The sequence below is a fragment of the Nocardiopsis chromatogenes YIM 90109 genome (assembly GCF_000341185.1).
Classification (GTDB): domain Bacteria; phylum Actinomycetota; class Actinomycetes; order Streptosporangiales; family Streptosporangiaceae; genus Nocardiopsis_A; species Nocardiopsis_A chromatogenes.
This window is the reverse complement of the sequence record NZ_ANBH01000020.1, coordinates 1-24,527: the sequence shown is the minus strand read 5'-3', so window position 1 is coordinate 24,527 and position 24,527 is coordinate 1. Positions and strand designations below refer to the sequence as shown.

Annotated in this window: 19 protein-coding genes; 13 read left to right on the top strand and 6 right to left on the bottom strand. The window is 76.6% G+C overall.

What is annotated here, in order from left to right; genetic code table 11:
• The first annotated feature begins 45 nt into the window (after nt 1-45).
• The 3 genes from D476_RS0101610 to D476_RS0101600 all read left to right on the top strand — a co-directional run bounded on the left by D476_RS0101610 (nt 46) and on the right by D476_RS0101600 (nt 3,069).
• Nucleotides 46-1,179 (top strand): vWA domain-containing protein, encoded by a 1,134-nt coding sequence (locus D476_RS0101610; protein ID WP_040724908.1) that lies wholly within the window; start codon nt 46-48, stop codon nt 1,177-1,179.
• Nucleotides 1,172-2,323 carry an XdhC family protein gene (locus tag D476_RS0101605; protein WP_017622237.1) on the top strand — a complete coding sequence of 384 codons (1,152 nt, stop codon included), beginning with the start codon at nt 1,172-1,174 and terminating at the stop codon, nt 2,321-2,323. Before D476_RS0101610 ends, D476_RS0101605 begins: the two co-directional genes overlap by 8 nt.
• A gap of 209 nt (nt 2,324-2,532) precedes the next feature.
• Nucleotides 2,533-3,069 (top strand): nucleotidyltransferase family protein, encoded by a 537-nt coding sequence (locus D476_RS0101600; protein WP_051061550.1) that lies wholly within the window; start codon nt 2,533-2,535, stop codon nt 3,067-3,069.
• 2,613 nt (nt 3,070-5,682) lie between these two features.
• On the opposite strand, the gene D476_RS0101595 is transcribed toward D476_RS0101600, so the two are convergent.
• From D476_RS0101595 to D476_RS0101585, 3 genes are all read right to left on the bottom strand, one after another.
• Nucleotides 5,683-8,493, bottom strand: coding sequence for a protein kinase domain-containing protein (locus tag D476_RS0101595; RefSeq protein ID WP_017622235.1), 2,811 nt, complete (start codon nt 8,491-8,493; stop codon nt 5,683-5,685).
• Nucleotides 8,494-8,758: 265 nt separating this feature from the next.
• A complete protein-coding gene (locus D476_RS0101590; RefSeq protein WP_051061551.1) occupies nt 8,759-9,016 on the bottom strand; it encodes a DUF2470 domain-containing protein in 258 nt (85 codons plus the stop codon).
• A 151-nt stretch (nt 9,017-9,167) separates the two neighbouring features.
• Nucleotides 9,168-9,722, bottom strand: coding sequence for a YceI family protein (locus D476_RS0101585; RefSeq protein WP_017622233.1), 555 nt, complete (start codon nt 9,720-9,722; stop codon nt 9,168-9,170).
• A 195-nt stretch (nt 9,723-9,917) separates the two neighbouring features.
• Between D476_RS0101585 and D476_RS0101580 the strand changes: the two genes are divergently transcribed.
• From D476_RS0101580 to D476_RS0101535, 10 genes are all read left to right on the top strand, one after another.
• Nucleotides 9,918-10,622, top strand: coding sequence for an SseB family protein (locus D476_RS0101580; protein WP_017622232.1), 705 nt, complete (start codon nt 9,918-9,920; stop codon nt 10,620-10,622).
• 285 nt (nt 10,623-10,907) lie between these two features.
• A complete protein-coding gene (locus D476_RS0101575; RefSeq protein ID WP_017622231.1) occupies nt 10,908-11,729 on the top strand; it encodes a prepilin peptidase in 822 nt (273 codons plus the stop codon).
• A gap of 87 nt (nt 11,730-11,816) precedes the next feature.
• Nucleotides 11,817-12,995: a chorismate synthase gene (aroC, locus tag D476_RS0101570; RefSeq protein ID WP_017622230.1), complete on the top strand. Its 1,179-nt coding sequence runs from the start codon at nt 11,817-11,819 to the stop codon at nt 12,993-12,995.
• Nucleotides 12,996-13,000: 5 nt separating this feature from the next.
• Nucleotides 13,001-13,531, top strand: a complete 531-nt coding sequence (locus D476_RS0101565) for a shikimate kinase (RefSeq protein WP_017622229.1) — start codon at nt 13,001-13,003, stop codon at nt 13,529-13,531.
• Complete coding sequence (gene aroB / locus D476_RS0101560; protein ID WP_017622228.1) at nt 13,528-14,610, top strand: 3-dehydroquinate synthase; 1,083 nt, start codon at nt 13,528-13,530, stop codon at nt 14,608-14,610. The genes D476_RS0101565 and aroB overlap by 4 nt, the downstream gene beginning before the upstream one ends.
• A gap of 446 nt (nt 14,611-15,056) precedes the next feature.
• Nucleotides 15,057-15,620, top strand: coding sequence for an elongation factor P (gene efp, locus D476_RS0101555; protein ID WP_017622227.1), 564 nt, complete (start codon nt 15,057-15,059; stop codon nt 15,618-15,620).
• Nucleotides 15,621-15,654: 34 nt separating this feature from the next.
• Nucleotides 15,655-16,068, top strand: coding sequence for a transcription antitermination factor NusB (nusB, locus tag D476_RS0101550; RefSeq protein WP_017622226.1), 414 nt, complete (start codon nt 15,655-15,657; stop codon nt 16,066-16,068).
• Between the two features lie 207 nt (nt 16,069-16,275).
• The gene (locus D476_RS0101545) at nt 16,276-17,094 is read left to right on the top strand and encodes a methyltransferase (RefSeq protein WP_017622225.1); all 819 of its coding nucleotides are present in this window, start codon (nt 16,276-16,278) and stop codon (nt 17,092-17,094) included.
• A 159-nt stretch (nt 17,095-17,253) separates the two neighbouring features.
• Nucleotides 17,254-18,486 carry a DNA polymerase IV gene (locus D476_RS0101540; RefSeq protein WP_017622224.1) on the top strand — a complete coding sequence of 411 codons (1,233 nt, stop codon included), beginning with the start codon at nt 17,254-17,256 and terminating at the stop codon, nt 18,484-18,486.
• A gap of 378 nt (nt 18,487-18,864) precedes the next feature.
• Complete coding sequence (locus D476_RS0101535) at nt 18,865-19,257, top strand: DUF3040 domain-containing protein (protein WP_040724905.1); 393 nt, start codon at nt 18,865-18,867, stop codon at nt 19,255-19,257.
• A gap of 1,323 nt (nt 19,258-20,580) precedes the next feature.
• Here the strand turns inward: D476_RS0101535 and D476_RS31780 are convergent.
• The 3 genes from D476_RS31780 to D476_RS0101520 all read right to left on the bottom strand — a co-directional run.
• Nucleotides 20,581-22,929, bottom strand: coding sequence for a transglutaminase family protein (locus D476_RS31780; RefSeq protein ID WP_017622222.1), 2,349 nt, complete (start codon nt 22,927-22,929; stop codon nt 20,581-20,583).
• An 8-nt stretch (nt 22,930-22,937) separates the two neighbouring features.
• Nucleotides 22,938-24,122, bottom strand: coding sequence for a DUF58 domain-containing protein (locus D476_RS0101525; protein WP_017622221.1), 1,185 nt, complete (start codon nt 24,120-24,122; stop codon nt 22,938-22,940).
• A gap of 52 nt (nt 24,123-24,174) precedes the next feature.
• Nucleotides 24,175-24,527: AAA family ATPase (locus D476_RS0101520; RefSeq protein WP_017622220.1), on the bottom strand; the 353-nt coding region annotated here is incomplete at its 5' end.

Genomic DNA, 24,527 nt, shown 5'->3' with positions numbered 1-24,527 from the left:
CCGGCGGCCGCCGCGGCGACCGCCCCCGCGCCGGACACCGCCCCGGTGCTGGGCCTGGTGTGGGCCCTGCGCGCCGCCGGGGTGCGCGCCGACACCACCCGCGCCCTCGCCTTCACCGACGCCCTCGCCGCGGTCGACGCGCCCGCCCGCGCGGACCGCGTGTACTGGGCCGGGCGCCTCACCCTCTGCTCGACCCGCGCCGACCTCGACATCTACGACGCCTGCTTCGTCGCCTACTTCGGCGCGCCCCCGCCCGCCCCGCGCCCCGCCCTGCCGACGCCCGCCCGCCGACGCCTCACGGCGCTGCTCGCCCCGGGCGGCGGGGAGCACGGCGACGACGACGGCGCCCCGGAGGCGCACCGCCCCGCCGCCGCCAGCGGCACCGAGGTGCTGCGCACCGCCGACCTGGGGCTGCTCACCGAGGAGGAACGCGCCGAAGCCGCCCGCCTGGTGTCGCTCATCCGCGCCGACCCGCCCCGGCGCCCCACCCGCCGCACGGCCCCCGCCCGGCGCGGGCGCCTCGACCCGCGCCGCACCCTCGCCGCCGCCGCGCGCACCGACGGCGAACCGGTGCGGCTGTCCTACCGCAACCGCACCGACCGGCCCCGCAAGGCGGTCGTGCTCGTCGACGTCAGCGGCTCCATGGCGCCCTACGCAGAGCCGCTGCTCCGCCTCGCCCACGTCCTGCTGCGCGCCCACCCGGGCGCCACCGAGGTCTTCAGCGTCGGCACCCGGCTGACGCGCCTGACCCGGGAACTGTCCGCCGCCGACCCGGCCCGCGCCCTGCGCGCCGCCGGGGCGGCCGTCCCCNCGGGGGCGCCCGTCCCCGACTGGCGGGGCGGGACCCGCCTGGGGGAGGAACTGAAGGAGTTCCTCGACCGGTACGGCCGCCGGGGCGCCGCCCGCGGCGCCGTCGTGCTCATCGCCTCCGACGGGTGGGAGCGCGGCGACGCGTCGCTGCTGGGCGGGCAGATGGCCCGCCTCTCCCGCCTGGCGCACCGGATCGTGTGGGCCAACCCCCACAAGGCGCAGCCCGGCTACCGCCCCCGGGCGGCGGGGATGGCGGCGGCGCTGCCCCACATCGACGACTTCGTCCCCGGGCACAGCCTGGAGGCGCTGGAACGACTGGCGCGGGCCGTGGCGCGCGGCCGCGCCGAAGGAGGAGGAGCACGTGCGTGACATCCGCTCGGCCGTCGCGGAGCTGTACTCCGCCGGCGACACGTTCGCGCTGGCGACCGTCATCGACACCTACCGCAGCTCGCCCCGGGAGGCCGGGGCGGCGATGGCGGTCGGCCCCTCCGGCGAGGTGGTCGGCAGCGTCTCCGGCGGCTGCGTGGAGGGCGCCGTCTACGAGCTGGCCCAGCAGGTCATGGCCACCGGCGAGCCGGTGCGCGAGAAGTACGGGGTCAGCGATGACGACGCGTTCGCGGTCGGCCTGACCTGCGGCGGGACCCTCCATGTGCTGGTGGAGCCGGTGGACCGGGGCCGCTACCCGCAGCTGCCCGGGGTGATCGAGGCGGTGGACGCCCACCGGCCGGTGGCGGTGGCCACGGTCGTCGGCGGCCCGGGGCGGCTGGGCGCGCGGCGGGTGGTCCGCCCCGACGGCGCCGAGGGAACGCTGGGCGGGGCCCGCCTGGACGCGGCGGTCGACGACGACGCGCGCGGCATGCTCGCCCAGGGCAGCACCGGCATCCTGCACTACGGCGCGGACGGGCAGCGGCGCGGCGACGAGCTCGAGGTGTTCGTGCAGAGCTTCGCCCCGGCGCCGCGCATGCTGGTCTTCGGCGCGATCGACTTCGCCGCGGCGGTCGCCGACATCGGCGCCTACCTGGGTTACCGGGTGACGGTGTGCGACGCGCGCCCGGTGTTCGCCACGCCCAAGCGGTTCCCGCGCGCCGACGAGGTGGTGGTGAAGTGGCCGCACGCCTACCTCACCGAGATCGCCGACGAGGTGGACGAGCGCACTGCGATCTGCGTGCTCACCCACGACCCCAAGTTCGACGTGCCGGTGCTGGAGGCCGCCCTGGACACCCGGGCGGGCTACATCGGGGCGATGGGCAGCCGCCGCACCCACGACGACCGGATGGCCCGGCTGCGGGAGGCGGGGGTGCCGCAGGAGCGGCTGGAGCGGGTGCACTCGCCGATCGGGCTGGACCTGGGGGCGCGCACCCCGGAGGAGACGGCGGTGTCGATCGCGGCCGAGCTGATCCAGTCCCGGTGGGGCGGGTCCGGCCGGCCGCTGGGCTCGACGACGGGGCGGATCCACACCGAGCCGCTGGCCCGCCAGGCCGAGGCGGCCGGTACCGGTCAGGCCGGGGTGTGAACCCCCGCCGAGGAGCCGGTCGAATGGGCCCGGCGGGGGCGGTTTCGGGTGTCCGGTCCGGGTCGGAGTCGGTGAACCCGGCGCCCGGCGCGGACGGGCGTGGCATCATCGCGGCATGACCACACGCGAGCACGGCGCCGTCCGCCTCCCNCGCCGGCCTGCTGCTGGCCGCGGGCCGCGGCAGCAGGCTCGGGCGGCCCAAGGCCACCGTGGAGGTGGCGGGGGAGCGTCTGGCCGACCGTGGTGTCAGGGTGCTGCGCGAGGGCGGGTGCCTGCCGGTCCACGTGGTCCTGGGTGCGGAGACGATCGCGGTCGAGGGGGCCGCGGAGGTGAACAACCCCAGCTGGGAGAGCGGAATGGGCTCGTCCCTGCGCAGGGGTTTGGAGGCGCTGCCCGAGGAGGTGGACGCGGTGGTGATCGCGCTGGCCGACCAGCCGCTGGTCACCTCGGCGGCGGTGAAGCGGCTGATCGCGGCCTACGCCGACGGCGCCCGCGCGGCGGCGGCCACCTACGCCGGCAACCCCCGCAACCCCGTCCTGCTGGGACGCGAGCACTGGCCGACGGTGCACGCCCTGGCCGAGGGCGACGTGGGCGCGCGGCCCTTCCTGCGCGCCTACTCCCACCTGGTGACCACCGTGGCCTGCGATGACGTCGCGAGCCCCGACGACATCGACACCCCTGAGGACCTGGAGCGCATGCGGTCCCTGCTCACCCTGGGAGGCGACGGCCTGGCCGGGGCCCACTGACCCCGGCCGATCCACGCACGAACGACACAGCCACTGCACGAACGACACAGCCACTCGATTTCGACAAGACCGAAAACCCTCCGGCGTCGGCCTGTTCTCCGGGACGGACCGACGCCGCCGTGTGCGGGGGCAAGACGCGCGGTGCACCGGGTCCCGGGTCCACTCACGCGCTCCCCCGGACCGCCGGGTGCGGGGTGGCGACGAGGAGAGGTCGGTGGCGATTTCCGGCAGCGTTGTCGGGTGACGGGCGTGTGCGGGGTCGTTGGGTTCCGGCGGCATCCCCACCGCTCGCCGCATGAGTCGTCGCGCTCGGGCGGGCCCACCCCGCTCCTGCCCACCTCACTCCTGTGGGGCAGGTCTCCTGCGCGCGGAGCGGCGGGCCGGTTCCGCTCGGCTTCCGGGAGTCCGCCGCCTGCCAGGTGGCCTGGGAGCGGGAGCGGTGACGAGGCGAGGTCGGTGGCCCTTACGGCAGCGTCATCGGGTGCCGGGCGTGTAGTCGGTCCCCGTGATCGGCGGCAACGGGAACAGCCGGTACCCGCCCGCCGCCCCGGCCGCCCGCCGCGCAAGGCAGAAGGCAGCGGCGGGGGAGGTTGGTGGCACTTCCGGCAGCGCTGTCGGCCGTCCGGCGTGTGGTTGGTCGCCGTTGATGGCGGCGACGGGGAGAGGTCGGCGGCCCTTGGCGCAGCGCTGTCGACCGTCGGGCGTGTGCATGGTCACCGTGATGGGCGGCGACGGCGAGAGCGGGGTGGTTCCCTGGCCCTGCTTGCCGTGCGGCGGGTGGCTCGGGGTCCGAGAATGTGGAGGCCCGGCTGGTGCCCCGTTCAAGGGCCCCGGCCGGGCGGCGGCTCGGCGGGTTGTGGGGTGGTGGGCGGCGACGAGGAAGAGGTCGGCGGCCCCTCCGGCAGCGTCGTCGGGTGGCGGGCGTGCGCGTGGTCGCCGTGTTGGGCGGCGACGGGGTAAGCCGGGCGGTTCCCAGGCCCCGCCTGCCGTCCGGCGGGTCCCGGGTGGTCCGGGCGGGTTGGCGGGGCCCCGGGGTTCACGCTCTTCGACACCCGGGGCGGCCGCCGGATAGGCGCGGCGAACCTCGTCAGCACTGTGACCTGGGTGAATACTCCGCGTTAGGTGCGGGCGGGGCCGGGAAGCGCGCCCAGCGACGTTCCCGGTAGTCCCGGAGTGACGAAGAGCGCGATTCCAGAACAGGTTCTGGAGGCGAGATGTCCTGTTCGCTCCCATCTGGGGTGTTCCGGTTGGCTGCAGGGGCGGGCACGGCGCCGCCCGGACCCCTCCGCCGGACCCGCAGGGGTCGCGCGGGGCCGATATCGGCTACACACAGTGACGCCGGGCTCGGCAAACGGCCCGGGTGTGCCGTTTAGGGGTCTGCTGGCGCCGAATCGCGTTCACGTGTCGCGGTGAACGTACGCCCGCACTGTCCGCCGGACCGCCCCGGCCGTCGAACGGGGCGCGGGAGGCGCCCCTGCACCTCAGGAACCGGGCGAACCGGACGCCGGGCCGGTACCGGCAGGCCCGGAACCCGCCTTCCGGACCCCGGGAGTGCCCCCGGGGCACCCCGCGCGGCGGAACCGACGCGGAACCGCCGATCAGGTGGCGGCTCCACCGCCTTGGACCACTGGCCCTCGCCCCGCGCGCCTGTTATGCCCGGTATGTGCCCTCGGGGTCCCTCCGGGCCTGCGCACCGGCCTGGCGGCCGCCACGAGCGCGGACGACCATTCGCCCACCCTGGTCGCGCCGCCGCCCCGGACCGGGAGGAACCCGCCGGACGGCAAGCAGGGCCCGGAAACCGCTCCGCTCTCTCCGTCGCCGCCATCAACGGCGACCACGCACACGCCGAGCGGCCGACAGCGCTGCGGCGAGGGCCACCGCGCCTCCTCGTCGCCGCCTTTCACCTGTCACCCCGGCGGCCCGCCGCCCAGCCGGAGCCGGTGCGTGGGGTACCAGCTGTGGCCGCAGCCTTCCCGGACCGCGAGGGGCCCGCCGCCCGGCAGGCAGGGCCGGGGAACCGCCCCGCTCTCGCCGTTGCCGCCCATCTCGGTGACCACGCACACGCCGGGTGGCCGACAGCGCTGCAAGTGGGGCCGCCGACCTCCTTCGTCGCTGCTGCTTTCCCTTGCGCCCCGACCACCCGCCGCCCGGCCGGAGCCCGCGAGCACGGCATCGGCCCAGCCGCCACCTGCCCGGACCCCGAGGAATCCGCCGCCCGGCACGCAGGGCTGGGGGACCGCCCCGCTTGTGCCGTCGCTGCCAGGCACACCGACCACGTACACACTGGGCGGCCGACAGCGGAGGGCCGGTCGCTTTCGTCGTCGCCGCCTCCCGGACCACGAAGAACCCGCCGCCCGGCAGGCAGGGCCGGGGAACCGCCCCGCTCTCGCCGTCGCCGCCTATCACGGCGACCATCCGCACGCCCGGCGGCCGACGGTGCTCCCGCGAGGGTCGCCGACCTCTCCTCGTCGTCGTTCTCCGGCCCGCACTTCGGCGACCCGGCGGGCGATGGCGTTCGCCCGGATCGGGCTGGGAACGATGCCGCTCCGGCGGACGCGCCCTGCAGGGGAGATCAGGGCAGCGGGGGACCGGGGCGCGGGCGGCCGGGCCGGTTCATCCACCGAGCAGGCCGTCCAAGGGGACCAGGACTCCGGCCCCCAGGGTCAGCAGGCCTCCGGCGGCCAGCAGGATCAGCATCGCGGCAGATCCCGCCACCGCCAGGCGGTAGGCGCCCAGCTGGGTGCGGGCCTTGCGCTTCTTCGACGCGGCCGTTCTGCCCAGCAGCACCAGCACCACGGCCAGTACCAGCGGCGACCACCACTGCATCGCCGCACCGCCCGGCACCAGGCCCGCCAAGGCGGACGCCCCGTCGGCGACGGCCGTCACCGGGGCGCTGTGGCGGAACCCCAGCAGCCCCTCGTACAACCCCAGCACCAGGTCGCTGGACGGGAAGAACCCCTCCGGCGGGAGCGTCGCCCTGCCGACCGCGTCCAGCAGGCCCAGCAGCGCCGCCGGGTAGGCGAAGCGGCGGCAGCGGCCCGCGGTCATCGCGCGTTCGATCTGGCGCAGGCCCTTCGCGGTCCTGTCCCGCCGGTCCTGCCCCTGCGGGCCCTGGGCGGGGCGGTAACGCGCCAGCGGGTCGTTCGGGTCGTACGGGGGGTAGGGCTGCCGCCCGGCCTGGCCCGGGCCCGGTTGTCCGGGCCTCTGCCACGGCCATGCCCGTCCCGGCTCCGCTTGGCCGGGACCGCCGGGACCGCCGGGGCCGCCGGGGCCGCCGGGCCGACCGGGCGCGTCCTGCCCCTGGCCGGGGTCCTTGCGGTGGGTCACGCTCGTCAGATGGCCGCGTGCCGACGCCAGTGCCGCGCCGCTCTTGCGGCGGGCGCTCTCCCAGCGCTCCTTGCGGCGCATCCGCCCCTCGGCCTGCTCGCGCCTGCGCGCCTCCGCGCCCACCGCGGTCGCCACCGGGGTCACCAGGTCCAGCGCCACCAGCGCCGCGTTGGTGCCGATGTCCCCGGGCGCCCCCGCCAGGGCCGACCGCCGCAGCCCGGCCCACCAGTCGGCGTGCCAGGCCGGGCCCCGCTGCGCCGGGTTCCACGCCTGCGAGCGCAGCCACCGGCGCTCCCGCGACGCCGCCTCCGGGTCCAGCACCAGCTCGGCCGCGTGCGCCCATGCACCGTCCCAGCCGTGCCGGTCGACCCCGGAGAAGTCGCCCGCCCCCTGCTCGGCCAGGCGGCGCACCGACGCCTCGGCCTCCCGCATCACCCGCGGCACCTCGTGCTGCACCCGCTCCAGCAGGGCGCACCGGTGCGCCCCCTCGGCATGGCAGCCCGGGTGCCCGCACCAGTGCCGCGCGGCCAGGCCCACCGCCCCGGTCTCGACGGCCTCGCGCAGCAGCGCGTGCCGCGCCCGCTCCCCGGTGGCCAGCGCCAGCACCCCGTCGGCGCTGATGTCCAGACCCCGGTAGCGCGGCGTCATGCCGGGGATGTAGTGCGCCGCCAGGGCGCTGATGGCGGTGTGCGCCAGCTCGGGCCGGTCCTGCAGCACCGTCAGGTGCTCCCGGTCGAAGGTGTAGTCGTTGACCTCCCGGTCCAGCCAGGTGCGCAGCGACGACCAGTGCGTGCGCAGCCACATGGCGCCCTTGTCGGACCGGTCCAGCAGGTCGAAGGCGAGGCTGGGCGGGTCGGCGTGGGTGGTGTCGGCGAACACGATGGGCGCGTTCCGGCCCGCCCGCGCGACCTGCGGGGTCTCCCCGTCGAGCCACCGGCGCACCTCCTCGGCGCCCCACCGCTCGGCCGGGACCGGCGCCAGCAGCCCGCGCACCAGCAGCCGCCACCGCTCATCGGCCACCGCCGACACGTCGATCTCGTCGGTGCGGGCGGTCAGCCAGTTCTCCCGGCGCGGCGGGCGCCGCCCGGCCACCATCTCGTGCGCCATCACCCCCAGCGACCACCAGGCGGCGGGCGCCTCCCGCCGCCCCTCCACGACCTCGGGGGCGGCGTACTCCTCGGTGATGGCGAGCGTCCCGTAGACGCGGCTCATGGTGGCGCGCACCGCCCCGCCGAAGTCGGTCAGCGCGAACACCGGCGGGTCCGCCGACCGGATCAGCAGGTTCTCCGGCTTGACGTCGGTGTGGTTGTGCTGCAGCTCCTCCTGCCAGTGCCGCAGGCAGTCGGCGACCGCCTCGACCAGCTCCCGGGCGCGCCCGTCCTCCAGCGGCGCCCCCTCCAGCAGGGTGCGCAGGGACCCCTCGGGGAAGTACTCCTGGGCCTCCCAGGCGACCTCGTCGCCCCAGGTGCTGCCCGCGTGCCCGTACCCGTGGATCGAGGGCGCGTGCGGGTCGGCGGTGCCGCGCGCCCGCAGCCGCTCCAGCAGCTCCCGGTTGATGTCGTGGCCCGGCCGGTACACCTTCAGCGCCAGCCGGGTGCGGGGGCCGTCCCCGGCCGGGGCGGCGGGTTCGGCCAGGTAGACGACGGCCTCCCCGCCCGCGCCGACCCGTCCCAGCACCGTGTAGCGGCGGCGCAGGTCGGCCGGGACCGCGTAGTCGAGGTCGCCGGCCGGGCCGACCACCACCCGCGCCACGATGCGGGCGAACCAGGAGGAGACGGCGGCCACGGCCCGGCGCCACCAGGCGGTCCGCCCCGCCTGGTGCACGGCGGTGGCGTCGGCCGCGGGCCGGGCCGACTGCCGGGCCGACTGCCGGGGCGCGGACGCCCGCGCCGTGCGCGCCGTCGGGCCGCCGGGGCCCACCCCGGAGGCGCCGCCCTGGCGGCCGACGCGGACGGTGGGGCCGCTGTCGTCCCCGCCGGGGCGCAGCACGCGGGTGACCCACCGGGTCTTCTTCTTCTCCGCGACCGGGCCGAGGCGGGTGGTCGGCGCGGCCGGGTCGGAGGGGGTGTCGGGGTCGCTGTGCTGAGGATCGGCCATCGTGCGCGCGGCGTCCTTCGTCTGCGGTCGGGCCCGGACCGGAAAGGACCGGGAGGGGGACTCGGCGCCTCCCACACTAGGCGAGCCGCGGCCGCGGGACGGGGGACCGATGCCCCATTCTTCCCCTAGTGGTGACCTGGGACACGGATGTCCCGCCGGGGGCGGAAAAGGGGAGGGTCGGGGGAGAAGGACCGGCGGTGACACAGGAGGGCCGGGGACCGGCCCGTGGCGGAAGGGGCGCGGGCGCGCGGCGCGGGCCGCGGCGTCAGTGCTCCGCGTGCGGCTCCACCCCCAGGCGCTCGCACGCCTCCCTGTACATGCGCACCACCTCGCGGCGGATCTCCGCGCGCTCGGTCAGCGGCTGCGACCAGGGGATGCGCACCGCGACCTCCTCGCCGCCGACCTCGGCGGCGTACTCGCCCGCGACGCCGTCCAGACCCGTCATCCGGGCCGCCGACGCCCCGGGTACCCCGCCGAGCGCGCGGCAGATCAGCAGGGTGTCCTCGGCGTGGTCGTCGTTCATGTGCGCGGTGACGGCCCGGACCACCTCGGGCGCGAACGGGGAGCCTTCAGACGGNGGGCACGGGCCGGGGCCGCCGCCCGCCGACGGCGGCCCCGGCCCGGTCCCTCCGAGGCTATCGGCGCGCCCCCGCCGCGCCGCCCCGAACCCCCGTTCACCCCTCCTGCAGGGTGAACTCGGCGTCGATCTCGATGTTGATGCGGTCGCCCACCACGACGCCGCCGCCCTCCATCGGCATCTCGATGTCGACGCCGAACTGCTTGCGGCTGATCTGCGTCTCGGCGTGGAAGCCCGCCCGCTGCATCCCGAAGGCGTCCTTCAGGGCCCCGTTGAACTCCAGCGACAGCTCGACCGGCTGCGTGGTCCCCTTGATCGTCAGCTCGCCCCCGAGCAGGAACTCCTCGCCCGACGGCCGCACCCCCGTGGACACGAAGGTCCATTCCGGGTAGGCCTCGACCTCGAAGAAGTCCGCCGACCGCATGTGGTTGTCGCGCTGCTCGTTGTCGGTGTCGATGGAGGCCGGGTCGATGGTCGCCCGCACACTCGAGGCCAGCGGGTCCTCCGGGACCGTGAGGACCGCGTCGAAGCCGTCGAAGCGCCCCCGCACCTTGCTGACCATCATGTGCCGCACCGTGAACCCGACCACCGAGTGCACGGGGTCGATCCGCCACGTGCCCGGGTAGAGCCCGTGCTCAGGCGTCTGCGTCATGGATTCTCCCCTCGTCCGTGCCGGTGGACGCCACCGGCACCGGTGTTCCGATTGTGCAGGAGCGACCTCCAAGGCCGAGTAATCCGGACGGCAACGGCGCCTCGCCTACCCCGGGGGTGACTTCTGACTCGCCCCGGCGCGCGAACCGCCGTTCGGCCCCCTTGCACCGCGCGCGTGTGGGTAGAGTCCCCAGTCGTGACGAGACCGACCATCACCGGCGCCCAGCGCTACCGAGACGACGACGGCTCCGCCGACCCCGAGGTGGCGGCGCGCCTGGAGGCCCATTCCCGCGGGGAGGTCGGCGACCGCCAGGTGCTGGCCGCGCTCGCCCCCTCCCGCCTGCTGGTGCCCGTGGTCGCCGTCGCCGCCGAGGTCGGCGAGGGCGCGGGCGGGCTGGCCGTGGACAAGCAGAGCGAGGTCGCCCTGCCGGTGATGGTCGGCAAGGACGGCCGCCGCGGCGTGCTCGGCTTCACCAGCGTCGACGCGGTCAAGCGGTGGCGCGAGGACGCCCGCCCGGTGCCCGTGCCCACCGGAGAGGCGTGCCGCGCCGCCGTCGACGAGGGCGCCGACGCCCTGGTGGTGGACGTGGCCGGGCCCTTCCCCTACACCGTGCAGGGGCGCTTTCTGAGCGTGCTCGCCGAGCGCGGCGAGGTGCCCGAGCCCAAGGACGACCCGCAGGTGCTGGCCGTCATCTACCGGATCACCCACACCGAGTTCGGCATCGAGCGGGTGCGGGTGCACGCCTCCGAGCGCGGCGACATCGGGGTGCGCCTGGAGCTGGACCGCCGCGACGACGCCCAGCTGCGCCGCGTCGCCGAGCGCCTGGCCGCAGAGCTGGCCCCCATGCTCCCCGGCGGCGTGGAACTGAGCGCCGTGGTGCGCGCCCGCAAGGACGGCTGAGGCCCGAGCGGAGGGCCCGCGCCCGCCGAGCGCGACTCCGGCCGCGCCGCCTGCCGTGCGGGGCCTCCGTCCGGCCGGGTCGGCGCGATCGCTGCGCTCCTGAACCGGGGCCTGCTCCATGTTCGGAGTACTGACCGGCGCTCCTCCCTTCCATTCGGACCGTCCGTGCGCAGTACCGGCCGGTGCCGCCCCCATCGGCACACGGCCGAAGGCCGCCCGCCGGGCGCGGCCCGCTCCCCTCCGCCCCCGCCACGGGCACCGCCCGATTCCGGTAGGTTTCCGGGCATGCCCACCCCCCTCGACATCGCCCTGGCCGTGGTGCTCGCGCTGGTCGGCGCCGCCGTCGGTGCCGCGTCCGGGCGGCTGGTCCGGCTGTTCGTCGCGCACGACCCCGAGCCCGGTGACGAGTCCGGCCCCCCGCCCCCGTCGTGCCCGCACTGCGGCTCGGCCGTGCCGTTCCTGCGCGCCCTGCCGGTCCCGGCGGTGCGCGGGTTCGCGCTGCGCGGCGCCTGCCCCGGATGCGGCCGTCCCCTGCCCGGGTCGCCCCTGGTGGTCTGGGGGAGCGCGGTGCTCTTCGGCGCGGTGGGCCTGGCCGCCGGTGCCGCCGAGGGCCGGACCGCCCCGGTGGGGGTGGCGGCGATGCTGTTCCTGGCCGCCGTGGGCATGGTGCTGGCCGTCGTGGACGCCCGCGTCAAGCGCCTGCCCGACGTGCTGGTCCTGCGCTCCTACCCGCTCGCCGCCGCCCTGGTCGCCGCCGCCGCGCTCACCTCGGGCCCCGAATGGGGCGCCCTGATCGGCGCGGCCGCGGGCGGCGCCGGACTGTCCGCGTTCTACTTCGTGCTCTGGTTCATCCACCCCGCGGGGATGGGGTGGGGCGACGTGAAGCTGTCCGGGCTCCTCGGCCTCTACCTGGGATGGCAGGCCGGGTTCAGCGGCGTGGTGTCGGGCACCCTGCTGGCCTTCCTCGCCTCCGCCCTGGTGGGCCTGGTCCTCATCCTGCTGCGGCGGGCCACCCGCAAGACCGAGATCCCGCTGGGGCCGTTCATGATCGGCGGCGCCCTGGCCGTCGTCCTGCTGGGCGACCCGCTGGCGGCGTTCACCGCCTGAGGCGCCCACCGGGGTGCCGCGGCCCCGACCTGACGCGACGGCGCCTCCGATGTGTGGTCCGCACCCGCGCCGTGGGAAGATCGTGCCATGTTGCGCTGGCTGACCGCGGGTGAGTCCCACGGGCCGGCCCTGGTCGCGATCCTGGAGGGCCTCCCGGCCGGCGTGTCCGTCTCCTCGGACGACATCGCCGCCGCGCTGCGCCGCCGACGCGCCGGGTACGGCCGGGGAGCCCGGATGAAGTTCGAGCAGGACGAGGTACGCCTCATCGGGGGCGTCCGGCACGGCCTGACCCAGGGCGGGCCCATCGCCGTCGAGGTGGGCAACACCGAGTGGCCCAAGTGGGAGAAGGTGATGTCCCCCGACCCGGTGCCGCCCGAGGAGCTGGAGAACGCCGCGCGCAACGCGCCGCTCACCCGGCCCCGTCCCGGCCACGCCGACCTCGCCGGGATGCAGAAGTACGGGCACGCCGAGTCGCGCCCGGTGCTGGAGCGCGCCAGCGCGCGGGAGACCGCCGCCCGCGTCGCCGTGGGCGAGGTCGCCCGCCGCTTCCTCGACCAGGTGCTCGGCGTCCAGGTGCTCAGCCACGTGGTCGCCATGGGGCCGGTCGAGGTGCCCGAGGGCACCCAGCCCGGCCCGGGCGACCTGGAGCGCGTCGACGCCGACCCGCTGCGCGTGTTCGACCCCGAGACCAGCGCGCGCATGGTGGAGGAGGTCGACGACACCAAGAAGTCCGGCGACACCCTCGGCGGCGTCGTGGAGGTCCTCGCCTACGGGCTGCCGCCCGGCCTGGGCAGCCACGTGCACTGGGACCGCCGCCTGGACTCCCGCCTGGCCGGGGCCCTCATGGGCATCCAGGCCATCAAGGGCGTCGAGGTCGGCGACGGCTTCCGCACCGCCGCCCGGCGCGGGTCGGCCGCCCACGACGAGATCGAGCCCGGCCCCGGCGGGGTCCGGCGGCGGACCAACCGCGCGGGCGGCGTCGAAGGCGGCATGACCACCGGCGCGCCGCTTCGGGTGCGCGCCGCCATGAAGCCCATCGCCACCGTCCCGCGCGCGCTCGACACCGTCGACGTGGTCACCGGCGAGCCCGCCCAGGCCCACCACCAGCGCAGCGACGTCACCGCGGTGCCCGCCGCCGGCGTCGTCGCCGAGGCGATGACCGCCCTGGTCCTCGCCGAGGCCGCGCTGGAGAAGTTCGGCGGCGACTCGGCGGGCGAGACCGCGCGCAACCTCAAGGCCTACATGGACGCGCTGGAGATCACCTGAACGCCATGAGCACACCGATCACGGTCCTCATCGGACCCCCCGGGGCGGGCAAGACCACCGTCGGCGAGGCGCTCGCCCGCCGCCTGGGCGCCGAGCTGCGCGACACCGACACCGAGATCGAGGCGCGCGCCGGGAAGGCGGTCGCCGACATCTTCGTCGAGGACGGCGAGGAGGCGTTCCGCGCCCTGGAGCGCCGGGTCGTCGCCGAGACCCTGGCCGAATGGGACGGGGTCGTGTCCGTGGGCGGCGGCGCCGTCCTGGACGCCGACACCCGCCGCGACCTGGACGGCCGGCACGTCGTCTACCTCCAGGTGGAGTTCGAGGACGCCGCCAAGCGGGTCGGGCTGAACCAGGCCCGCCCGCTGCTGGCGGGCAACCCCCGGGCCCGGCTCAAGAAGCTGCTGGAGGAGCGGCTGCCCGTCTACGAGGGGCTGGCCACCGCCACCGTCTCCACCAGCGGCCGCCACCCCGAGGAGGTCGTGGACGCCATCGTGGAGCTGCTGCCCGAGCGCGGCCGGAACGGGGGCGCCCGGTGAGCGCGACCCGCGTGCACGTGGCCGACCCGGCCGCCCCCTACGACGTCGTCATCGGCAGCGGCGTGTTCGGCGAGCTGCCCGCCCTGGTGGGCGGGCGGGCCGAACAGGTCGCCGTGGTGCACCCGCGCGGCCTGGGCGAGCTGGCCCGCCCCGCGGTCGGCGCCCTGGAGGCCGCCGGGTACCGCGCCCACCCCATGCCGGTGCCCGACGGGGAGGCCGCCAAGGACGCGGCCGTCGCCGCCGACCTGTGGTCGCGCATGGGCCGCCTGGGCTTCACCCGCACCGACGCCGTGGTGGGCGTGGGCGGCGGCGCCACCACCGACCTGGCCGGGTTCGCCGCCGCCACCTGGCTGCGCGGCGTGCGCTGCGTGCTGGTGCCCACCACCCTGCTGGGCATGGTGGACGCCGCGGTCGGCGGCAAGACCGGCATCAACACCCCCGAGGGCAAGAACCTCGTGGGCGCCTTCCACCCCCCGGCGGGGGTGCTGTGCGACCTGGCCACCCTGCCCGGGGTGCCGCGCGCCGACTACATCGGCGGGCTGGCCGAGGTGGTCAAGGCCGGCTTCATCGCCGACCCGGCCATCCTCGACCTGGTGGAGGACGACCCGGAGGGCGCCACCCGCCCCGACGGGCCGCACACCCGCGAGCTCATCGAGCGCGCCGTGGCGGTCAAGGCCGACATCGTCTCCTCGGACCTGAAGGAGAGCGGCCGCCGGGAGTTCCTCAACTACGGGCACACCCTGGGCCACGCCATCGAGCGCGCCGAGAACTACACCTTCCGGCACGGGTACGCGGTGGCGATCGGCATGGTCTTCGCCGCGGAGCTGGCCCGCCTGCACGGGCGCATCGGGGACGACCTGGTGGACCGGCACCGGTCGGTGCTGACCTCGGTGGGCCTGCCCACCGGCTACGCCGCCGAGGTGTGGCCGGAGCTGCGCGAGGCGATGCGGGTGGACAAGAAGACCCGCGGCGCGGTGCTGCGCTTCATCGTGCTCGACGGCCCGGCCGAGCCCGGGGTGCTGGAGGGGCCCACCGAGGAGATGCTCGACACCGCCTACGAGGCGGTCGCCGCCTCCTGAGGCGTGCCCGTCCGGCCCCCGGCCGTGCCGGGGCCCGTCCCCGGCACGGCACGACCGGCCCGCACACCGCCCGTGCGCGGGCCGAACCGCCGCTGGACGGCCCGGCGTCCGGTAGGCTGGCCCGGTCGGGTACCGCTGGAAGGGCGGGAACGGAGCCTTCGGGTTCGAAAGCCCGCGGAGACCGAGTGGGACCGGCCACGGCGCCGGCACCGGTCGCCGAAGCGGGAACCCACCGAGACCCGCGCCTCGCGGGTGGGAGGAATCCCGGTTCACCAGGACCGGGAGGACGCCAATAGACTGCCGTGTACGAAACCGGCGCGCGGCGCCGCCCGGGCGGGNNNGGCGGGCGGCGCCCGGAGCCGGACGGCCGGACCGCGCCCCGCGGCCCTCTGGCGCACCGGCGCCGGAGGACCGGGCCCCACCGACCCCTTGGAGAGACGACCGAAGTGGCCACGACGAACGACCTGAAGAACGGCATGACCCTGAAGCTCGACGGCGGCGAGCTCTGGAGCGTCCAGGAGTTCCAGCACGTCAAGCCCGGCAAGGGGGGCGCCTTCGTCCGCACCAAGCTCAAGAACGTCACCTCGGGCAAGGTCGTCGACAAGACCTTCAACGCCGGCATCAAGGTCGAGACCGCCAACGTCGACCGCCGTGACATGCAGTACCTGTACCACGACGGCGACTCCTTCGTCTTCATGGACAACGACACCTTCGACCAGCTCAACGTCCCGCAGGACGTCGTCGGCGACGCCGCGAACTACCTGCTGGAGAGCGCGGTCGTCACGGTCGCCACCTACGAGGGCAACCCGCTCTACGTCGAGCTGCCCGCCGCCGTCGAGCTGGTGATCTCCCAGACCGACCCGGGCGTGCAGGGCGACCGCTCCACCGGCGGCACCAAGCCCGCCACCCTGGAGACCGGCGCCGTCGTCCAGGTGCCGCTGTTCATCACCACCGGTGAGAAGATCAAGGTCGACACCCGCAGCGGCGACTACCTCGGCCGCGTCAACTGATGCGGGACGTCGACGGCGAACGGGGGGAACGGCAGTGAGCGGGGCGCGGCGCAAGGCCCGCAGACGCGCGATCGAGGTGCTCTACGAGGCCGAGCTGCGCGGCGCGACGGTGCCGAAGGTGATCGAGCGGCGGCGGGCCCAGCCCGAGCCGCCGATCAACGAGTTCACCGAGCAGCTGGCGGCGGCGGTCGACGAGCACCGGGGGCGGATCGACGCGCTGCTGGACGAGTACGCGATCGGGTGGACGCTGGAGCGCATGCCGGTCGTGGACCGCAACATCCTGCGGATGGGCGCCTACGAGCTGCTGTGGGCCGACGACATCCCCGACGGGGTGGCCATCGCCGAGGCGGTGGCCGTGGCCAAGGAGCTGTCCACGGAGGAGTCGCCGACCTTCGTCAACGGGCTGCTCTCGCGCCTGATGGAGAACAAGGCCCGGCTGGCCCTGTAGGGCGCCCGCCGGGCCGGTCGGCGGCCGCGCCGGGCGGCGGGCGCCGCCCGGGAACGGCCGGAGCGACGGCCGGGGACCGACGGATCCGGGGCGGGGGCCCCGAACGGCGCACCCGGCGGGAACCGGGACGGTAGGGTCCGGGACCGGCGCCGGTGTGCGGCGCCGCCGGGGTCGCCCCCGGGGAACGTTCCACGGGAAGGGAACTGCGTGAGCGAGAAGGCGGTCGGCACCGCGGAGGGCGAGGCGGCGCGGGCCGCCGCCCGGTCGGCGCCGTGGACGGCGCGCAGCGCCGTGGTGTGGGAGGCCCTGCGGGAGCTGCTCGCCGAGCTGGGCGGCGGGGACCGCCGCGGCGGCGGCCCGCTGCGCATCGTGGACGCGGGCGGCGGCACCGGAGGGGCCGCGGTCCCGCTCGCCGCCCTGGGGCACGAGGTGACCGTGGTCGAGCCCAGCCCCGACTCGCTGGCGGCGCTGGAGCGCCGCGCGGCCGACGGCGGGGTCCGGGTCCGCGGCCTGCAGGGCGACACCCGCGACCTGGCGTCGCTTCTCCCGGCGGGCGACGCGGACCTGGTGCTCGTGCACAACGTGCTGGAGTACGTCGAGGACCCGCGGGCGGCGCTGGCCGACGTCGCGGCCGCCGTGGCCCCCGGCGGCGCGGTGAGCGTGCTGGCGGCCAACGCCTCGGCCGCCGCGCTGCACCGCGTGCTGCAGGGCGGGGTGGCCGAGGCGCACCAGGTGCTCCGGGACCCCCAGGGGCGCTGGGGCGATTCCGACCCCATGCCGCGCCGGTTCACCGCCGACGGCCTGGTGGCCCTCGCCGCCGCCGCGGGCCTGGAGGGCCCACGCGTGCGCGGGGTGGGCGTCTTCTCCGACCTGCTGCCCGGCCGGGCCTACGACACCGGCACGGTGCAGGAGGAGGAGCTGACCGCTTTGGAGCGCGAGGCCTCCTCCCGCCCCGAACTGGCGGGGATCGCGACCCAGCTGCACGTGGTGGCCCACCTCCCGGGGGACACCGGGCCCACGGCGTAGGCGCCTTCAGGGTGCGGGGGTGTGCGCGGTCTCTGCGGTCAGCGGCGACGGCGCAGCTGCTGCGCCGTCACACCTCCACCGTCCCGACCCGGGGCCGACGGCGGGCACACTGGACACATGAGCCGACGGCAGCTTGAGCGGGGCGAACCCGTCCGGGGGATGGTCGGCGCCGACGGCATCGAGCCGCTGAGCGCCGCCCGCCCCGAGGACGAGGACGACTGCGGCATCCTCCACATCGACATGGACGCCTTCTTCGCCAGCGTCGAGGAGTTGGAGCACCCGGAGGTGCGGGGCAAGCCCGTGATCGTCGGCGGAACCGGCCCCCGGGGGGTCGTCTCGTCCGCCAACTACCCGGCCCGCACCTTCGGCGTGCACTCGGCGATGCCGATGGTGCGCGCGCTGCGCCTGTGCCCCGACGCCGTGGTCTTCCCGCCCGACGGCGCCGCCTACCGGCAGGTCTCCGAGGCCGTCATGGACGTATTCCGCTCGGTGACCCCCGAAGTGGAGCCGCTCTCCCTGGACGAGGCCTTCCTCGACGTCTCCGGGGCGCGCCGGCGCCTGGGCGGTGCGGTGCGCATCGCCGAGCACATCCGCGAACGGGTCCGCGCCGAGCAGCGGCTGACCTGCTCGGTCGGGATCGCCTCCACCAAGTTCACCGCCAAGCTCGCCTCCACCCGCTGCAAGCCGGACGGGCTCTTGCTGGTCCCCACCCGCAACGTCACCTCCTTCCTGGAGCCCATGCCGGTCGGCGCCCTGGCCGGGGTGGGGGAGAAGACCGAGCGGTCCCTGGCCCGCCTGGGCCTGCGCACCGTCGGAGACGTGGCCCGGGTGCCCCGGGACACGCTCCGCGCCGAACTCGGCCGCGCCCTGGGCGAGCAGCTCGCCGACCTGTCCCGGGGGCGCGACCCCCGCCCCGTGGTGCCGACCTCCCCGGACAAGAGCATCGGCGCGGAGGAGACCTTCCCCTCCGACGTGGACGACCCCGCGGCGATCCGCCGCGAGCTGCTGCGCCTGTCGGAGAAGACCGCCCGCCGACTGCGCGCCTCCGGCCAGGTCGGGCGCACCGTGGTGGTGAAGCTGCGCCGGGCCGACTTCACCACGGTGACGCGCTCGCGGACCCTGCCCGACCCCACGGACGTCGCGCGGGACATCAGCGCGGTGGCCCGCGACCTCTACGCCGCCGCGGGGATGGACCGGGTGCGGCTGCGGCTGGTCGGGGTGCGGGTCGAAGGGGTCATGCCCGCCTCCGAGGCCCACCACCAGCCCACCCTGGACGAGCCGGAGCAGGGCTGGCGCGAGGCCGAGCGGGTGATGGACGCCGTGGCCGAGCGCTTCGGCAGCGGCGCGCTGCGCCCGGCCAGCCTCGCCGAACGGCGCGACGGGCAGGAGTGAGGCGGGTCCGGATGTGAAAGGGAACGGATTCCGGCACTATCGCGTCGGACCATACGTTCAGCCGACACCGGGCGTTCGTCCGTGCGATGGCGTCCGATCGGCCCCGGGTTGCCGGGCGGCGCCGAGGGAACAATGCAGGGACACCCGGCGGTCGGTCCGAGCCGGATCGCCCACAGGGCCGGAGGAGCAGTGGAAGCGGGGTGACCGTACCGGTGTGGAGCTTAGACGGTGAGGGTAATGTGACCGATGTGGGACGGCTACAGGCTCAGCGCTTCTTTCCAGTAGGCGCTAAGGCACCGTATTCTGGGCATATCACTGACCAACAGACCGTCGTTCAGTACCCGTCGCCCCAACCGGGGACTGTCTTTGGGAGGCGCCGTGCCGCTCTCTGAACACGAGCAGCGAATGCTCGACCAGATCGAGCAGGCGCTGTATGCCGAGGACCCGAAGTTCGCGAACACCGTTCGACACACGAACCCCGCGGTCCACTACAAGCGCTGGATCATCAAGGCGTCGATCGGCTTCGTCCTGGGGATCGCCGTCCTGATGGGCGGAATGATCCTGCAGCAGCCTGCGGTGGGCGCGCTGGGGTTCCTGATCATGCTGGCCTGCGCCCTGTGGGGCCTGTCGGGCTGGCGCAAGGGCTCCGGTGGCACCGAGGGCGGGGGGAACGCCTCCCCGGCCCAGGCCAAGCAGCCCCGGCAGCAGAAGCCCGGCATGATGCACCGCTTCGAGGAGCGCTGGCGCCGCCGCCAGGAGGGCGACGGCTGACCGTCCTCGACGGCGCCACCGCCCGGCTCTGGCCGGTACCCACACCGACGGGCCAGTCTGCGTAGCCGCAGCTGGACGACGACGCGAGAAGGCGCGCCCGACCATTGACGGCCGGGCGCGCCTTCTCGCGTCTGCGGCCCCGGGGCGGGACGCGCGTTTCCGGCCGTGTGACGCGTGGGGCGGAAGGGCGGCGGACGACCGGGGAGCCCCCGGCGGACGCGCTGCGGCCGCACCCGTCGGCGGGCCCGGCCGCCGGACGCGGCGACGCGGCCGGTGCCCCGTTAACGGCACCGGCCGGCCCCAACCGGTCCTTCAGCGTCCAGATCACCCGCCCCGCCACCTCGATCCTCTGGCGCACCCGGTCCGCACGCACCGACCGCGGGCGCCCCTCGCTGTGTCCGCAGCGGGTTCAGAGATTTCCCATCGACGATCCAGGGCGTGTTGATCAGATCATCGCCTGCTGCGCGGCGCCAAGGCACGCCCCTCCTGCGTTCTCATCGGTTGACGACACACCCAGGCCGACTGCCCTGCTTCTCGGGGAAGCGCAGCGGCCTCGCGATGGACATGACGCTGCCGACGCCTTCTACGGCCATGATCCGATCAACACGCCCTGGGCGGAACCTCCATCCGACCGAGCAGGCGCGGTCGCCACGGCTCCGGGCGGGGTCCGGTCCGCCTTCGAGCCCTGACCGGGCGCCCGGACATCTGCGGTCACGGCCGCCGAGAACTCCGCGGACACCATCGGAGGCCGAGCCCCCCGGGGGCAGGGGAGCGGCGGGGCGGGGCAGTCCGGGAGAGGGCCGGACCGCCACCCCGGCCGCCCGGGCCGCTCTCCTGTGGTCGAGGTCCGGCGGGATACGGCGCCCGGCGGTCCGCCGTCGCCCGGTGGCCGACGGCGTCGGCGGTGAACGCCGCCGACCGCGTGCACTGGAGTGAGGCAACCTTCGGCCGCCGTGGTGGCCACGGCCTCCGCGAGCGGGCGGCCGAAGGCCGACCGCTGAGAGGCAGGGCAAGGGTCACAGCACCGACGCAGGGGGCTTGAGGCCGTGACGATCTCGCTGACCGGTCAGGCGGAGGCGGTCCGCAGATAGACGGGGGACATCGCCGGGGCAGGGGCAGAGCCGCCCGCCGAAAGGCGGCCGCAAACCCGGGCTTCGGCGGTGGGCCGGATCTCCCCCGGAGCGGTAACCGGCGGGCCGACCTGGTCAGGCGGGGTTCGTGCCACTCCAGGTGACGTGACCACCGCAGGCGGTTCCGGCGGGGGCAGGGGGCTACTCCCCGGAGCGTCTCCGAACGGTGAGCCGTAGAGGACCCGCGGCCCCCTTACGCCGTCGCCGCCGCCTTCGGCCCGCCGCGCGCGGCTCCGAGGTCCACCAGTGAACGGGGCAGCAGCACCGCCCTCACGCGCGTCCCCCTGCCGGAGGACCGCCGGATCGCGGCTCCCGCCCTCCTCAGGTCGGCCACCAGGGCACCCGGCGGGGCCGCCGCCGGGGCCGGGGCGTAGCGCGCCGCCTCCTCCGCCAGCGCCAACCTCCACAGCGCCTCGCCGTCCGCCTCGGAAAGGCCGCACTCCCCGGCGAGCCTGCGGGCGGCCGCCCTCGGGGACTCCGCGGGCGTCCAGTGCAGGCCCAGGTCGACCGCGAGCGCGCGCACCTCCCGCCAGGCGGCGGCCGCCGCCTCGGCGGGCGCGGACGCGCCGCCCGCACGGGCCACACGCGAGCGCCGCACCACCGTGCGTGCCGCCGCCGGAAGCAGCAGCAGCGCCAGCACCCCGGCCCCGGCCCCGGCGGCCGCCGCGGCGGTGCCCGCCCACTCGGGCGGACCGGCGCCGCCCTGCGGCTCCTCCGGCTCGTCGGCGCCTCCGGCCTGCGGCTCCTCCTCGTCCTCCGGCTCCTGGGTCTCCTCAGGGGAGTCGGGGTCGGGGGCCTCGTCCTCGGGGCGGTCCGGCGACGGCGCCGCACCGGGCTCCTCGGGCCCGTCCAGCGCCTCGGGTGTGGCGTAGCCGGGCACCGTCGCCGACCCCTGCCCGTTCCCCGAGGAGGGCGTGGGCTCGAACCGGAGCCAGCCCACCCCCTCGAAGTACAGCTCCGGCCAGGCGTGCGCGTCGGACTCGCGCACCTCCCACCGGTCCCCGCCCACCTGGCGGCCCGAGGTGTAGCCCACCGCCACCCGGGCGGGGATGTCCAGCGTGCGGGCCATCACCGCCATCGCGGCGGCGAACTGCTCGCAGTAGCCCACCCGGTCCTCGAAGAGGAAGGACGCCAGCGGGTCGTCCCCCTCGGGCACCTCCGGCGGGTCCAGGGAGTAGGTGAACCTGTTCTGCGCGGTGAACCACTCCTGCAGGGCGACCGCCTGGGCCAGCGGCCCGTCGGCCCCCTCGGTCTCCGACGCCGCCAGCTCGGCCACCCGCGGGTCCACCCCGCCGGGCACGTCGGTGAACCGCCCGTCGACCCGGGGCCCGGCCCCCCGCTCGGCCACCTCGGCCGGGTCGGGCGGCGCCAGGCTGGTGACCGTGTACCGGGAGCCGACGTCCTGGTCCTCGGTGCTGTACACCATCAGCGACTCGGGGTCGGCGTACCACTCGCCGCCGATGTCCACGCCGCGCGCCGGGTAGGGCAGCGGCAGGAACCCGGCCTCCTCCGGCGCCTGCTCCAGCCGCACCCGGGTGTCGACCTCCCGGGGCGACAGCGCGGTGCTCAGCCCCGGCGGCCGGGGCAGCTCCCCGCCGACCCGGGCGCCGTCCCCGGTGCGCAGCGGCGCCATCGTCCAGTCGGTGCCGTCGAAGGTGTCCAGGGCGTAGGTGCGCAGGTAGGCGGGGGAGTCCTCGGCGGTGGTGTACTCCAGCACCACCGAGTCCGACCGCGAGGCCAGGTCGCGGCGCAGCGACACCAGCGGGTGCTGGGTGGTGACGACCTCCTCGCCGAACCGGGCGGGGTCGGCCAGCCGGTGCACCCTGCCGTCGGCCAGGCCCGGAACCGCCAGCGGCACCACGAGCGCCAGCACCAGCGCCCCGGCGGCGGCACCGGCCCCCGCCACCGTGTGCCACACCGCGCCCGCCGCGCGCGAGGGGCCGCCCGCGGCCGCGGGCGCCCCTGCCGCACCCCGGCCGCCGCGCAGCAGCCCGTCGACGGCCATCAGCCCCACATACCCCCCGGCGGCCAGGGCGAAGGCGCCCGCCCCCACCCCGGAGTCGTCGACGGCCAGCGGGACCGACGCGAACGCGGCCACGGGCAGCCCGACCAGCGCGGGCGTGCGCGCCACCACGGTGAACAGGTCGGCGACCAGCGCCACCAGGGCCGCGCCGACGGCCACGATCAGCGCCATGGCGGGGGTGGCGCCGATCGGCGGCGGGCTGGCGTCGATCTCGGCCCGCCCCTGCGCGAACATCTCGGCGGCCCGCTCGACGGCGCCCCCGGTGGGGACCAGCCCGAGGAGCGCGTCCTGGGGGGTGGCCAGCGCACTCAGCGCGACCACCGCCGCCAGGGCCTGCACCGGCGGCGCGAGGGGGGCGGCGCGCGGCACGGCGCGCAGCACCGCCCCGGCCAGCGCCATCACGACGACGACGGCGACCGCGGTACCGGCCCACCCGGGCCCGCGGAACAGCGGCGACAGCAGCGGAAGCGAGCACAGCACCGCGGCCGCCGCCGCGAGTGTCAGGACGACCGCGTGCACCCGGGCCCTCATCGGCCACCCCCCGTCGCGGCCGGAAGGGCCGCCCAGGCGGCGGGCAGGTCGTCGAGCGCGCGCACGTCCAGCACCCGCCAGCCCGACCGGGCCAGGGCGGAGGCGGCGCCGGCGGTCCCCGGGGCGTCCGGGGCGCACAGCACCGCCACCCGCTCCCGCTCGCCGCCGGCCGCCGCCAGCGCCGCCGCGTCGGCGGCGCCCAGCGGCCCGGCCACCGCGACCAGGGGGCCTCCGCCCGCCTCGGCCCCGGCCAGGGCCCAGGGGCCCACCGCGTCCGGGGCGGCCTGCGGCGCCAGCGCCAGGGCCTCCACGAGGCGCGCCGCACCGCCCTGGGCCCCGTCGGCCTCGGCGATCCGGCCCGCCCCGGTGACCACCCGCACCCGGCGCCCCCGCGCCTGCAGGTGCACCGCCACGGACGCGGCCGCGCCCACCGCGGTGTCCAGGACCGGGTCAGAGGGGGCGGCCGCCCGCATGTCCACGAGCACGTCGGCGTCCTCGGCGTGGTGCGCCTCCTCGCGGCGCACCATCAGCGCCCCGTGCCGGGCGGTGCTGCGCCAGTGCACCCGCCGCAGGTCGTCGCCGCGCTGGTAGGGCCGGGGCACCGGGTCGTCCTCGCCCCCGGCCGCCATCGACCGGGCCGGGCTCTCGCCCAGATCGGCGGCGCCGCCGTGCGGCCCGCCCGGCCCCAGCGCCACCAGGCGCGGGGTGACCAGCAGCGACTCGGGCCCGCCCAGGGTCCTGCGGACCCGGGCGCAGGCCAGCGGGTCGGTGACGGTCACGCGCAGCGGCCCCAGTGCGTGCAGCCCGCGCCGCGGGGCCTCGATGCGGTAGGCCATGTCGTGCACGCGCCGCGGCGGGAGCAGGCCGACCGGGAACCGGGGCGTCGCGCCCCAGCCGGGCGGCACGGTGTCCTCGGCCAGCACCCCGCCGACGGGGCGCACCGCGCTCGCGTTGGCCACCCGGACCATGACCACCGCCTGGGACCCGGCGGCGACCCGGGGCGGGCGCAGGGTGCGGCTGTGCACCAGCGACCGCCCGACACCCGCCAGGGACAGCAGCGACAGCAGGGGCAGCGCGAGCAGCAGGACCGCCGCGGCGACGAGCGTGCGCTCGCCGACGTACAGCCCGGCGCACAGGAGCGCCGCGCCGAATACGAGCAGTCCCGTACCTCGGGCGGTCAAGGCGTGCAGGGGGCTCACCTCTCAGCAGGGGCCGGGCCCGGCGGGCCCGGTGTCAGCGGGGGCTGGGGATGGGCAGGCGCGCCACCAGGTCGGCGACGACCTGCTCGGCGGTGCGGCGCTCCACCCGCGCCTCGGGCGCCAGCAGCAGCCGGTGGGCCAGCACCGGCACCGCCAGCGCCTGCACGTCGTCGGGCACGACGTAGCCGCGGCCCTCCAGGGCGGCGTAGGCCCGGGCCGCCCGCACCAGGTGCAGGGTGGCGCGCGGAGAGGCGCCCAGCCGCAGGGCGGGGGAGGTGCGGGTCGCGGCCACCAGGTCCACCACGTAGCGGCGCACCCCGGGGGCGACGTGCACGGTGCGCACCTGCTCCACCATCGACCGCACCTCGGCCACCGACGCCGCCGCGG

Excerpts from the sequence above, each read along its gene's own strand:
- D476_RS0101565 (WP_017622229.1), top strand. The coding sequence starts at position 13,001 with ATGAGCACACCGATCACGGTCCTCATCGGACCCCCCGGGGCGGGCAAG.
- aroC (WP_017622230.1), top strand. The coding sequence starts at position 11,817 with ATGTTGCGCTGGCTGACCGCGGGTGAGTCCCACGGGCCGGCCCTGGTC.
- D476_RS0101590 (WP_051061551.1), bottom strand. The coding sequence starts at position 9,016 with ATGAACGACGACCACGCCGAGGACACCCTGCTGATCTGCCGCGCGCTC.
- D476_RS0101540 (WP_017622224.1), top strand. The coding sequence starts at position 17,254 with ATGGTCGGCGCCGACGGCATCGAGCCGCTGAGCGCCGCCCGCCCCGAG.
- D476_RS0101595 (WP_017622235.1), bottom strand. The coding sequence starts at position 8,493 with ATGGCCGATCCTCAGCACAGCGACCCCGACACCCCCTCCGACCCGGCC.
- D476_RS0101585 (WP_017622233.1), bottom strand. The coding sequence starts at position 9,722 with ATGACGCAGACGCCTGAGCACGGGCTCTACCCGGGCACGTGGCGGATC.
- D476_RS0101575 (WP_017622231.1), top strand. The coding sequence starts at position 10,908 with ATGCCCACCCCCCTCGACATCGCCCTGGCCGTGGTGCTCGCGCTGGTC.